Origin of the sequence: Nocardia sp. NPDC051832 (assembly GCF_040681285.1) — a bacterium.
Taxonomy (GTDB): domain Bacteria; phylum Actinomycetota; class Actinomycetes; order Mycobacteriales; family Mycobacteriaceae; genus Nocardia.
Window position 1 is genome coordinate 1,351,700 of sequence record NZ_JBFAYL010000001.1, and the last position, 11,718, is coordinate 1,363,417.

Genomic DNA, 11,718 nt, shown 5'->3' on the forward strand with positions numbered 1-11,718 from the left:
GAGGCAATCATGCGTCACTATCTATAACCATGGAAGAAGGCACTTTCGAGTCCCTTGGTTACTGCGGGGATACCGACGACTTCACGGCCCGGCAGTGGGACACCCGCGCCGACTGCGAGGTCCGCCAGATCCTGGACCGCATCGCCGACAAGTGGTCGCTGCTCGCAATCGCCCTGCTCGCTGGGCGGACCATGCGCTTCACCGAACTGCGCCGCGAGATCGACGGCATCAGTCAGCGCATGCTCACCCGCACGCTGCGGCACCTGGAACGGGACGGATTGGTGCGCCGCACCGTGTTCCCGGTGGTGCCGCCGCGCGTCGACTACGAACTCACGCCGCTCGGCGCCGGCCTGCACGAAACCATTCAGGCCCTGGTCAGTTGGACCGAAACCCATCAGCGCGAGATCTCGGCGGCCCGCACCGCCTACGATCTCGCCGAGGCGGCGACGGTCTGAGCTCGAGCAAATAGCTGGAAACCCTCGGCGTTCCCTGCCGGGGTTCGCGCCTCCCGTAGGCCAGACTTGGACATCGTCCAATGCCCTGGGAGGAGCCCGACCTGTGAAGCAGCCGGATCCGGCGCGTAAACGGGAACTGTTCGACTCCGAGGCCCGCATCTCCTGGGTGCTGGCCGCGCTGGCCGGTCTGATCGGCGCGGCCGCCTTCATGCACACCGCCGGCTACTTCGTCACGTTCATGACCGGCAACACCGAGCGCGCCGTGCTCGGCTACTTCCACGACGAACGCGACGCGGCCGTCGCGGCGACCGCCCTGCTGCTGGCGTTCCTGTCCGGGGTCGTCGTCGCCTCCTGGTGCCGGCGGCACTTCTGGCACGACCATCCGCACGGCCCGACGCTGCTCACCACCGTCAGTCTCGGCATCGCCTCGGTCGTGGACGCGTTCCTGTTCTCGAACGAGTCCGACACCAGCCGTATCGGTTTCATCCCCATCCTGTTCGTCGCCTTCGGCGTCGGGGCGCTGAACACCTCGTTCGTCAAGAACGGCGAGGTCTCCATCCCGCTCAGCTACGTCACCGGCACCGTGGTGAAACTCGGCCAGGGCATCGAACGCCACCTCTCCGGCGGCACATACGCCGAATGGCTCGACTACTTCCTGCTCTACGCCAGTTTCGCGCTGGGCGCCCTGCTCGGCGGTCTGATCGCCCTGGTGGTTCCCGGCTGGGCGATGCTGATCGCCGCGACGATCGTCTGCCTGGTGGTCACCGGCTACACCTACTTGCACCTGGACCGGCACGGTCCGCTCGAGGAGGCCTGACCCAGGTGTGCCAGTACTGCGGCTGCCGCGACATCCCGTTGATCAAGGAGTTCATCGCCGAGCACGAGGCGGTCTACAACCTCTCGGGCGAGATCGAGCGTGCGCTCGAACGCGGCGATATCGCCTCCGCCGGCAGGGATCTGGTGGAGATCGAGCGAAAACTGCGCGAACACTGGGCCGGTGAGGAACAGGGGCTGTTCGCGGTGATGCGCGACGACCCCGAATGCACCAGCTATATCGAGGCGCTGGAGGCCGAACACCGCGATATGACTGTCGCACTGACCACCGCGGATCTAACGGCTCCGGAGGGCCGGGAACAGGTGCGAGCGTCGCTGGCGACGCTGTGGCCCCATATCGAGAAGGAAGAGGACGGCTTGTTCCCCCTGTCGCTCACCACCCTGTCCGGCGAGCAGTGGGACGCCGCCATCGACGCCTGGGAGCGAGTGCACGGCCGCCGCGTCCCCCGCTGAAACGAGAAAATGGCCCACGCTCATAACGAGCGCGAGCCATTCGATCGAGTGGAGCCTAGGGGAATCGAACCCCTAACCCCTGCCTTGCAAAGGCAGTGCTCTGCCAATTGAGCTAAGGCCCCTTACCGCCCGAAACGGTACCTGTCGAGCGTTTGCCTAGTCAAACAAGCCCATTGCGAGCGAACTGCCAGGTAGCGGGCAGCGGTTAGCGGCTGGTCACTTCGTGCCACAGGTCGGCGTCGTCACGCTTGCGCAGCTTGCTGATTCCGATGAGGACGGCGACCGCAATACCAACGGTGAGAAGAAGTTTCATGACCCCAGCGTACTGGGAAACGAGAAACGGCCCACACTGCGATGAGTATGAGCCGTGAATCGGAGGAAATGGGTGGGCCTAGGAGGACTTGAACCTCCGACCTCTTCGTTATCAGCGAAGCGCTCTAACCGCCTGAGCTATAGGCCCGTACCGACTCTGTGGTGTAGCACCCGAGCCGAGGACAAAGATTACCCGACACCACCCAGTACAACCAAAACGGCTGGTCAAGGCGCTATTCGTCGGCGTGGCGGGAAACGCCGAACGGCCGGTGCGGCGCCCTTGGACAGGGCGGGCACCGGCCGTTCGAGACCGTTTCTAGTCGGGGTCGGCCAGGGTGACCTGGATACCGCCGACGAGGTCGCAGCACTGGTTGTAGATGAAGGTGCCGACCGTGCCGAGCGCGGTGAACAGCACCACGTTGATCAGCCCGATGACGCCGGCATAGCCGAAGACCGTGCCCGCGTCGATCAGGCCCACCGAACCGCTGTCCTGGGACACCATGTCGGTGAAGGTGTTGTTGAGCCGTTCCCAGACGCCCATGCCCTCGAGCACGATGTAGAGCAGGCCGACCGCCAGCATCCACACGAAGAACAGCGCCACGCTGATCACCAGCGAGATCTTCAGCGTCGACCAGGGGTCGATGCGGCGGACCTGGACGGTGGCGCGCAGCGGTTCGCCGGCGGCCGCCGCCGCGACCGCCACGGGCGCCGCCGGCGACACCGGGTGGTACTGCGGCATCGAGGGGGTGTCCTGCGGCGGCAGCGGATGCCGGATCTCGGACAGGTCGGGCATGTCCTTGATGAGTTCCGGGCGCGCGATGCTGCGCGTAGGCCCGTCGATACCAACGGATTTCACCATCGCCGCTTCCTTGCGCGCGGCTTTGGCGGCGAGGTCGGCGGTGGTGCGGGCGTTGGTGACGCCGCCGTTCAGGCCGCCGGCCGGCCGGCCGGTGACCGGCGCCTGGCCGGGGCGGTACAGGTTGGACTGCGGTTCCCGCTGCGGAATATTGGACTGCGGCTCCCGCTGCGGAAGTTGCGACCAGCCTTCCTGATACGGCGATTGGCCGCCACTGGTCTGCTCGACCGGCTCGGAATGCTGTTCCCGCCCTTCGGCGCCGGGGTTGTGGTCCGGCGCCTTGGACGCGAATTCGCCTTGCTGATCCGGATTTTCGTTCGACTGCCCGCCTTCGCCCGAGGTGACCGGCCGGGAAATCGGCCGCGGCGGAATCGGGGACGGTGAGATCCGTTCGGTCACACCGTTCGTGTGCTGCCGCTCGTCATTCGGCTGATTCGGAGTGGTCAATGGGAATCCTTAGATCCGTTCGTTGCCGCCGCTGGTGGATTTACTCGGAACCGGTGCTGTCATCGCCGGCGACCTGATCGGGCTCGTCGGCGTTGCGCGCGATAGCAAGCAACGTATCCCCATCCGCGAGGTTCATCAATCGCACGCCCTTGGTCTGTCGTCCAGCCTTACGAACCTGCTTCGCCGCCGTGCGGATCACGCCGCCGCCCGAGGTGATCGCGTAAAGCTCATCTTCGTCGTCGACGATGAGCGCACCGACCAGAGTGCCACGCTTGGCGTCGAACTGGATAGTCAATACGCCTTTACCGCCCCGGCCCTGTGCGGTGTATTCCTCGATCGCGGTGCGCTTGGAGTAGCCGCCGGAGGTCGCGACCAGCAGGTAGGTATCGGGCCGAACCACATTGAGCGACAACAGTTCATCGTCGGCATTGAAGCGCATGCCCTGCACACCGGAGGTGGCGCGGCCCATCGGGCGCAGCGCTTCGTCGGTGGCGGAGAAGCGAATCGACTGGCCGTGCGCCGAGACGAGCAGCAGATCGTCCTCGGCGGCACACAGCACCGCGCCGACCAATTCGTCCTCGTCGCGCAGGTTCACCGCGACGATGCCGCCGCTGCGGTTGGAGTCGAAATCGGTCAGCTTGGACTTCTTGACCAGGCCGTTCTTCGTGGCCAGCACCAGGTACGGCGCGTCCTCGTAGCCCTGGATGCGGATGATCTGGGCGATCTTCTCATCCGGCTGGAAGGCCAGCAGGTTCGCCACGTGCTGACCGCGCGCGGTCCGGCTCGCCTCGGGCAGCTCGTAGGCCTTGGCCCGGTAGACCCGGCCCTTGTTGGTGAAGAACAGCAGCCAGTCGTGCGTGCTGGTGATGAAGAAGTGCTTGACGATGTCGTCCTGCTTGAGACCCGCGCCCTGCACGCCCTTGCCGCCGCGCTTCTGCGAACGGTAGAGGTCGGTCTTGGTGCGCTTGGCGTAACCGGTCTCGGTGACGGTGACGACCACGTCCTCGCGGGCGATCAGATCCTCGTCGGCGACGTCGCCGTCGGCCGCGACGATCCGGGTGCGCCGCTCGTCGCCGAACTTCTCGACGATCTCGCGCAGCTCGTCGCGCACGATCGCGCGCTGGCGTTCCGGCTTGTCGAGAATGTCCTTCAGATCGGCGATCTCGGCTTCGATCTTCTCCAACTCGTCGACGATCTTCTGCCGCTCCAGGGCGGACAGCCGGCGCAGCTGCATATCGAGAATGGCCGTGGCCTGGATCTCGTCGATGTCCAGCAGCTGCATCAGGCCGACGCGCGCGGTGTCGGTGTTGGCCGAGCGCCGGATCAGCGCGATGACCTCGTCGAGCGCGTCCAGGGCCTTGACCAGGCCGCGCAGGATGTGGGCCCGCTCCTCGGCCTTGCGCAGCAGGTACCGGGTGCGCCGGACGATGACTTCCAACTGATGATCGACGTAGAGCCGGATCATCTGATCCAGGCGCAGCGTGCGCGGCACTCCGTCGACGATGGACAGCATGTTCGCACCGAAGCTGGTTTGCAGCTGGGTGTGCTTGTAGAGGTTGTTCAGCACCACCTTGGCCACGGCGTCCCGCTTGACCGTCACCACGATGCGCATGCCCGCGCGGTCGGAGGACTCGTCGTGGATATCCGAAATGCCGGCGATCTTGCCGTCTTTCACCTGCTCGGCGATCGAGTTGATGAAGTTGTCGGTGTTGACCTGGAACGGCAGCTCGGTGATGACGATGGTGGTGCGGCCGCGGTTGTCCTCTTCGATCTCGACCACGCCGCGCATGCGGATGGAGCCGCGACCGGTGCGGTAGGCGTCCTGGATGCCCTGGCCGCCGACGATCAGGCCGTAGGTCGGGAAGTCCGGGCCCTTGACCCGCTCCATGCAGGCCTCGAGGGTGGTTTCCTCGTCGGCCTCGTAGTTCTCCAGCGCCCAGTAGACGGCTTCGGCGAGCTCGTTCAGATTGTGCGGCGGAATGTTGGTGGCCATGCCGACCGCGATGCCGTTGGAGCCGTTCATCAACAGGTTCGGCACCCGGCTGGGGAGAACCGTCGGTTCCTGGGAGCGGCCGTCGTAGTTCGGCTGGAAATCGACCGTCTCGTGGTCGATTTCGCGCAGCATCTCCATGGCGAGCGGCGTCAGGCGGCACTCGGTGTATCGCATGGCGGCCGCGCCGTCGTTGCCGCGGGAACCGAAGTTGCCCTGGCCGTCGACCAGCGGGTAGCGCAGCGACCAGGGCTGCGCCATCCGCACGAGGGTGTCGTAGATCGACGAGTCGCCGTGCGGGTGGTAGTTACCCATGGTCTCGGCGACCGGACGGGCGGACTTCACGTAGCCGCGATCGGGACGGTAGCCGTTGTCGTACATCGCATACAGCACGCGCCGGTGCACCGGCTTGAGGCCGTCGCGCACCTCCGGCAGCGCGCGGCCCACGATCACGCTCATCGCGTAATCGATGTAGCTGTTCTGCATCTCGTTCTGGATGTCGACCGGTTCGATCCGGTCACCGGCCCCGCCGTTCGGAGGCAAGGTGGTCTCAGTCATGCGATGGTCTCCTTTGCAAGCCAGGCCTGAAAGCGCTGGGTAGCTGCTGTTTCAGGACGGCTTAAACGTCGAGGAAGCGAACGTCCTTGGCATTGCGGGTGATGAAGCTGCGGCGCGCCTCGACGTCCTCACCCATCAGGATGGAGAACAGTTCGTCGGCCGCGGCGGCGTCGTCGAGGGTGACCTGGCGCAGCACCCGGACCGAGGGGTCCATGGTGGTCTCCCACAGCTCCTTGGCGTTCATCTCGCCCAGACCCTTGTAGCGCTGCACGCCGTCGTCCTTGTTGATCTTCTTGCCGGCGGACAGGCCGGCCTCGAGCAGCACGTCGCGCTCGCGGTCGGAGTAGGCGAACTCGGGATCGCTGCGCTGCCACTTGAGCTTGTACAGCGGCGGCTGCGCGAGGTAGACGTGACCGTGCTCGACCAGCGGGCGCATGAAGCGGAACAGCAGCGTGAGCAGCAGCGTCGAGATGTGCTGGCCGTCGATGTCGGCGTCGGCCATCAGCACGATCTTGTGATACCGCAGCTTGGCGATATCGAATTCGTCGTGGATGCCGGTGCCGAACGCGGTGATGATCGACTGGACCTCGTTGTTCTTGAGAACCCGGTCGATGCGCGCCTTCTCGACGTTGATGATCTTGCCGCGCAGCGGGAGAATGGCCTGGTACATGGAGTCTCGGCCGGACTTGGCCGAGCCGCCGGCGGAGTCGCCCTCCACGATGTAGATCTCGGACTTGATCGGATCCTTGGACCGGCAGTCGGCAAGCTTGCCCGGCAGGCCGCCCAGATCGGTGGCCGACTTGCGGCGCACCAGCTCGCGCGCCTTACGCGCGGCGACGCGGGCCTGAGCGGACGAAACCGCCTTGTTCACAATGGTCTTCGCGTCGGCCGGGTTGGCCTCGAACCAGTGCGTGAGGTGCTCGTTGCAGGCCTTCTGCACGAACGACTTGACCTCGGTGTTGCCGAGCTTGGTCTTGGTCTGGCCCTCGAACTGCGGCTCGCCGACCTTGACGCTAACGATGGCGGCCAGGCCCTCGCGGATGTCGTCACCCGTGAGGTTGCCGTCCTTGTCCTTGATGAGCTTCTTGTCCTTGGCGTACTTGTTGACCACCGTGGTCAGCGCCGCGCGGAAGCCCTCTTCGTGGGTGCCGCCCTCGTGCGTGTTGATGGTGTTGGCGAAGGTGTGCACAGACTCGGAGTAGCCCGAGTTCCACTGCATCGCGACCTCGAGTTCGTGGCCGGTGCCCTTGCCGGTGAACGCGACGATCGAGTTGTGGATGGCCTGCTTGGTCCGGTTGATGTGCTTGACGAAATCCTCGAGCCCGCCCGGGTAGTGGTAGGTACGCGTCTTCACCTTCGGCGCGGCGGCGGCCTCGGCGGCCTCGTCGGCGTGCTTCGGAGCGTCGGCCGTCTCGCTGACCACCTCGTCGGTGACATCGTTGTCGGTGACCCGCTCGTCGGTGAGGGTGATGGTGAGTCCCTTGTTCAGGAACGCCATCTCCTGCAGCCGGCGCGAGACCGTCTCGAAGTTGTAGGTGGTGGTCTCGAAGATCTCCGGATCCGCCCAGAAGCGGATGGTGGTACCGGTGCGCTTGGTCGGCTCGCCCTTGATCAGCTGACCGGGCTTGGCGTCCTTGTAGGTCTGGCTCCAGTGGAAACCGGCATTGTCGATCTCGGCCTCGAGCCGGCTCGACAGGGCGTTGACCACGGAGATACCGACGCCGTGCAGACCACCGGACACCGCGTAGGAGTCGGAGTCGAACTTGCCGCCGGCGTGCAGCTGGGTCATGACCACCTCGATGGTGGGGATGCCCTGCGCGTGCATGCCGGTGGGGATACCGCGGCCGTCGTCGACGACCTCGACGCCGCCGTCGGCCAGGATCTTCACATCGACACGCGAGGCGTAACCAGCCATCGCCTCGTCGACGGAGTTGTCGACGACTTCCCAGATCAGATGGTGTAGACCGCGCTCACCCGTGGAGCCGATGTACATGCCGGGGCGCTTGCGAACCGCCTCGAGCCCTTCGAGGACCGTAATGGAGGAAGCGTCGTAATCACCGGATGTTGCTTTGGTCGAGCCCGATTCGTTGGCAGCCACTTGTCGGTAGCTCTCCTTACTTGCTGATCCTCGGGACAGCGGCCGGACCGGCCACATGAGACCCCGTAGTCTGGACTGGTCGAAATCTGGGGTCCGAGAGCGTGCCGATCCGAACGCGCCGAAGGTTCGCCGCTAGTTACGTCACCATCCTACTGGTAGACCCAAGCCACAGTGCACCTAACACACCCCTAACGGCTCCGTGGCTCAAAGAAATCGACTCCACACGTGTCCCGTCGGCCATCCGGCGGTTTGATCCGCCTCTCCGACCGCCTAGGGCGCACTAGTTACTTGCCCAGAAATAGCGTGCTCTACCCATAGGTGTCGCGCGGGCCGCGACCGCGGATGTGGCGTTCGCCCTTGCGCCAGCTCGGCGCCGCCGGGCCGGTGATCTTCAGCTGGGTGACGATGCCGTTCCCGACCGCGGCCGCGATCTTGGCCAGGATCTGGCTCTGCAGCATGCGCAGTTGAGTTGCCCAGGCGGTGGATTCGGCGGCGATGGACAGCACGCCGTCCTTGAGCGCCACCGGATTCGCGTGCGCGGCGATGTCCTCGCCCACCACCGTCGACCACTGGCCGAAGACCATGCCCTCGGCCACCTTCGCCGACCAGCCACGGCTCTTCGCGAGCGAGCCCGCGAGTTTGAACAGGGGCTGTGGATCACGGGCGTCCGGACCCGGGCCGGACCACCCCGAACGACCCCGGCGCGCGCCGGGCCGCAGCGCCCGCTTCGGGGAGGCCCGGCCCTGGCCGACCGATTTGCCGCTGGCCCGCGCCGCGGCCCGGGCTTCCTCCAGGGCGCGCCGGGCCAGGTCGACGCCGCGCAGTTCCGGTTCGCCGGGTGGTTGTGCACCGGCGCCGGGTTGTTCCGACTGATCGGTCATCACCTGCTCCGTTCCCGCTCCGGGTTTGTCCCCAGTTTTGTCGAGTTGTCCCCAGGCGCTGCGGTAGCCCGCCGGGGGCGGAAATCCCGTGGTCAGCGGCTCGAGCGCACAAGATCGAACGTCTGTTCGCCCCGGTCAGGTGGGTGTTCTGCACAACATCCACAGTGCGTGCCGCCAACTCCCCGGAACGAGGCGGTGGCGATTCGTACCGAGTTGTCCACAGAAGCTGTGGATAACTCCTTCGCGCTGGTGAAACCGTTGATCCGCGCCCGGAACTCTACGGGAGATCACCGACATCGCGCTGTCCCGATTCGTCAGGTGTGACGATTCGGGAGGTACGCCGATCCGCCTCCCCCGCGGTTTCCACCCGCAACGGCATCGCCTCGAGTTCGGCCGGGACGTCCTCGGGGACCGCGGCGGTGATCAGGACCTGCTCGGCGCCGGCCGCGACAGCGGCCAGCGCGGTGCGACGGCGGCGGTCGAGTTCGGCGAAGACGTCGTCCAGGAGCAGGACCGGCTCGGTACCGGCGGAACGCAGCAGCTCGAACGCGCCCAGCCGCAAGGCCAGCGCGAAGGACCAGGATTCGCCGTGGCTGGCAAAGCCTTTCGCCGGTGCGCTGCCCAGCAGCAGTTCCAGGTCGTCGCGGTGCGGGCCGACCAGGCAGACGCCGCGGTCCAGCTCTTTCGGCCGGGCAATCCCCAACTCGCGCAGCATGATTGCTTCCAACTCCAGCTCATCGCCCGGCTGCGGCGCCCGCGCCGGGTCCAGCAACTCCGGGGGCAGGTAGCCGCTGCGGTATCCGATTGTCGCGGGCCGGGATTCGGGAGCGATCGATGAATAGGCCTGTGCGAGATGGGGATAAAGATCGTGCACCAGACGCAGGCGCTGGGCCAGCAACACCGCGGCATGGGTCGCCAGGTGGCCGTCCCAGACGTCGAGAGTGCTCAGGTCGGACTTCGAACGCGCTTGCCGTCCAGCGGTTTTCAGCAAGGCCGAGCGCTGGCGCAGCACCCGGTCATAGTCGGCGCGGACGGCCGCCAGCCGTGGCAGCCGGGCTGTGCACAACTCGTCGAGGAAGCGCCGCCGCTCCCCTGGATCGCCGCGCACCAGCGACAGATCCTCCGGTGCGAACAGGACGGTCTGCAGAATGCCGAGGATCTCGCGCGGCCGGCGCACCGGCGAACGGTTGATCTGGGCCTTGTTGGCCGCCCCCGCGTTCAGTTCGACGTCGATGCGCAATTCCCGGCCGGTGTTGACCACTGTGGCCCCGACCCGGGCCCTGGTCGCGCCCATCCGGATCATCGGCGCGTCGGCGGCGACCCGATGTGAGGCGAGGGTGGCCAGGTAGCCGATCGCCTCGACCAGGTTGGTTTTGCCATTGCCATTGGATCCCAAGAAGACCGTGCGGCCTGGGGATAATTCCAGCTCGGCCTGTTCCCAGGACCGGAAATCACGCAGCGACAGTGCCCGGATGAACATCGGTTATCCCACTCTGACCTGCGGAAGAACCCGGCCCACGGCGAGTGGACCGGGTTCGACCCGGTTATGCACAGACGTTTGCACCCCTGGGGATCAGCCCGGCAGCCGGACCGGCATCAACAGGTAGATGTAGGGACTGGCCAGCGCGACGAAGGCACCCGAATCGAGCATCTCGGGCTCCTCCTCGCTGGCGGGCAGCAGCACCGCGGGACGGCTCGGGGTGGTGAACCCGAAGGTGACCCGATCCGAGTGCAGCGCGGAGAGACCGTCGACGAGGTACCCGGGGTTGAACGCGATGGTCAGCGGTTCGCCCCGGAAATCGGCGTCCAGCCACTCCTCGGCGCGGCCGGCGTCGTCGCCGCCCGCCGACAGCAGCAGGCCCTCGGTGGAGAACTCCAGGCGCACCTGGGCGCCGCGCTCGGCCACCAGGGCGACGCGCTTGATCGCTTCGGACAGCGCCGAGACCGACAGCGTGGCAATGGAAGTGTGCTCTTTGGGGAGCAACTGGCGGAACTTGGGGAATTCGGCGTCGAGCAGGCGCGTGGTGGTGCGGCGGCCCGCGTTCACGATGCCCAGCAGGCCATCCGAGCCCGCTCCTGTGCCCAGGGACAGCTGCACGGGGGCGTCGGTGGCGCCGAGGGTCTTGGCGGCTTCGGAGAGCGTCTTGGCCGGAATCAGCACCGAGGTCTCGATATCGGACTTCTCCGGCTTCCACTCGATGTGGCGCACCGCGAGGCGGAACCGGTCGGTGGCCGCGAGAACCACGTTGGCGCCTTCGATCTCGACCCGGATACCGGTGAGCATGGGCAGCGTGTCGTCCCGGCCGGCGGCGACGGCGACCTGGCCGACCGCCTCGGCGAAGACATCCACACCGAGTTCACCGGTCTGCTGCGGAACTTCGGGAAGCTGGGGATAGTCCTCGACCGGCATGGTGGGCAGCGAGAACTTGGCGCTGCCGCAGCTGATCAGCACGCGGGTGCCGTCCACGGAGACATCGACCGGCTTGTTGGACAACGCCTTGGTGATGTCGGCCAGCAGGCGGCCGGAAACGAGAACCTCACCGGGACCGGCGACCTCGGCGGCGACGCGCATCTGCGCGGACACCTCGTAGTCGAAGCCGGAGACCGTGAGGCCGTCCTCGTTGGCTACCAGCAGCACGCCGCCCAGGACGGGCACCGGAGGCCGGGAAGGGAGGCTGCGTGCGACCCAGGCAACGGATTCCGCGAAATCCTCACGGGCGACCCGAAACTTCATGCTTTCCATCGCCCGATCTGTCCTCTCCCAGTCTTGGAATCGATACTGCCGTGTGCGCGGCCGAACGTCGTCAGAGGGTACTGGATCGGCCGCCCTACGA

10 protein-coding genes and 2 tRNA genes are annotated in these 11,718 nt (G+C 66.3%); 3 read left to right on the top strand and 9 right to left on the bottom strand.

Annotation, left to right across the window (positions count from 1 at the left end):
• The first annotated feature begins 29 nt into the window (after nucleotides 1-29).
• The 3 genes from AB0M14_RS05990 to AB0M14_RS06000 all read left to right on the top strand — a co-directional run bounded on the left by AB0M14_RS05990 (nucleotide 30) and on the right by AB0M14_RS06000 (nucleotide 1,742).
• Nucleotides 30-455, top strand: a complete 426-nt coding sequence (locus tag AB0M14_RS05990) for a helix-turn-helix domain-containing protein (protein ID WP_364989302.1) — start codon at nucleotides 30-32, stop codon at nucleotides 453-455.
• A 103-nt stretch (nucleotides 456-558) separates the two neighbouring features.
• Complete coding sequence (locus tag AB0M14_RS05995) at nucleotides 559-1,272, top strand: YoaK family protein (protein WP_364989304.1); 714 nt, start codon at nucleotides 559-561, stop codon at nucleotides 1,270-1,272.
• Nucleotides 1,273-1,277: 5 nt separating this feature from the next.
• Entirely contained in the window at nucleotides 1,278-1,742 is a 465-nt protein-coding gene (locus AB0M14_RS06000) for a hemerythrin domain-containing protein (protein ID WP_364989306.1), read from the top strand.
• A 49-nt stretch (nucleotides 1,743-1,791) separates the two neighbouring features.
• Here AB0M14_RS06000 and AB0M14_RS06005 read toward each other — a convergent pair.
• The 9 genes from AB0M14_RS06005 to dnaN form a co-directional block, all read right to left on the bottom strand.
• Nucleotides 1,792-1,864, bottom strand: a tRNA-Ala gene (locus tag AB0M14_RS06005).
• An 83-nt stretch (nucleotides 1,865-1,947) separates the two neighbouring features.
• Nucleotides 1,948-2,055, bottom strand: a complete 108-nt coding sequence (locus AB0M14_RS06010; RefSeq protein ID WP_364989308.1) for a DLW-39 family protein — start codon at nucleotides 2,053-2,055, stop codon at nucleotides 1,948-1,950.
• Nucleotides 2,056-2,128: 73 nt separating this feature from the next.
• Nucleotides 2,129-2,202 (bottom strand) — tRNA-Ile (locus tag AB0M14_RS06015).
• Between the two features lie 168 nt (nucleotides 2,203-2,370).
• Nucleotides 2,371-3,357 carry a DUF3566 domain-containing protein gene (locus tag AB0M14_RS06020; protein WP_364989310.1) on the bottom strand — a complete coding sequence of 329 codons (987 nt, stop codon included), beginning with the start codon at nucleotides 3,355-3,357 and terminating at the stop codon, nucleotides 2,371-2,373.
• A 40-nt stretch (nucleotides 3,358-3,397) separates the two neighbouring features.
• Nucleotides 3,398-5,905: a DNA gyrase subunit A gene (gene gyrA, locus AB0M14_RS06025; RefSeq protein WP_364989312.1), complete on the bottom strand. Its 2,508-nt coding sequence runs from the start codon at nucleotides 5,903-5,905 to the stop codon at nucleotides 3,398-3,400.
• Between the two features lie 61 nt (nucleotides 5,906-5,966).
• The gene (gyrB, locus tag AB0M14_RS06030; RefSeq protein WP_364989314.1) at nucleotides 5,967-8,003 is read right to left on the bottom strand and encodes a DNA topoisomerase (ATP-hydrolyzing) subunit B; all 2,037 of its coding nucleotides are present in this window, start codon (nucleotides 8,001-8,003) and stop codon (nucleotides 5,967-5,969) included.
• 308 nt (nucleotides 8,004-8,311) lie between these two features.
• Complete coding sequence (locus AB0M14_RS06035; RefSeq protein ID WP_364989316.1) at nucleotides 8,312-8,884, bottom strand: DUF721 family protein; 573 nt, start codon at nucleotides 8,882-8,884, stop codon at nucleotides 8,312-8,314.
• 277 nt (nucleotides 8,885-9,161) lie between these two features.
• Nucleotides 9,162-10,364 (bottom strand): DNA replication/repair protein RecF, encoded by a 1,203-nt coding sequence (recF, locus tag AB0M14_RS06040; protein ID WP_364989317.1) that lies wholly within the window; start codon nucleotides 10,362-10,364, stop codon nucleotides 9,162-9,164.
• A 93-nt stretch (nucleotides 10,365-10,457) separates the two neighbouring features.
• Nucleotides 10,458-11,618: a DNA polymerase III subunit beta gene (gene dnaN, locus AB0M14_RS06045; RefSeq protein WP_364989319.1), complete on the bottom strand. Its 1,161-nt coding sequence runs from the start codon at nucleotides 11,616-11,618 to the stop codon at nucleotides 10,458-10,460.
• Between the last annotated feature and the right edge of the window lie 100 nt (nucleotides 11,619-11,718).

Excerpts from the sequence above, each read along its gene's own strand:
- AB0M14_RS06010 (WP_364989308.1), bottom strand. The coding sequence starts at position 2,055 with ATGAAACTTCTTCTCACCGTTGGTATTGCGGTCGCCGTCCTCATCGGA.
- AB0M14_RS05990 (WP_364989302.1), top strand. The coding sequence starts at position 30 with ATGGAAGAAGGCACTTTCGAGTCCCTTGGTTACTGCGGGGATACCGAC.
- AB0M14_RS06035 (WP_364989316.1), bottom strand. The coding sequence starts at position 8,884 with ATGACCGATCAGTCGGAACAACCCGGCGCCGGTGCACAACCACCCGGC.
- gyrA (WP_364989312.1), bottom strand. The coding sequence starts at position 5,905 with ATGACTGAGACCACCTTGCCTCCGAACGGCGGGGCCGGTGACCGGATC.
- recF (WP_364989317.1), bottom strand. The coding sequence starts at position 10,364 with ATGTTCATCCGGGCACTGTCGCTGCGTGATTTCCGGTCCTGGGAACAG.
- dnaN (WP_364989319.1), bottom strand. The coding sequence starts at position 11,618 with ATGAAGTTTCGGGTCGCCCGTGAGGATTTCGCGGAATCCGTTGCCTGG.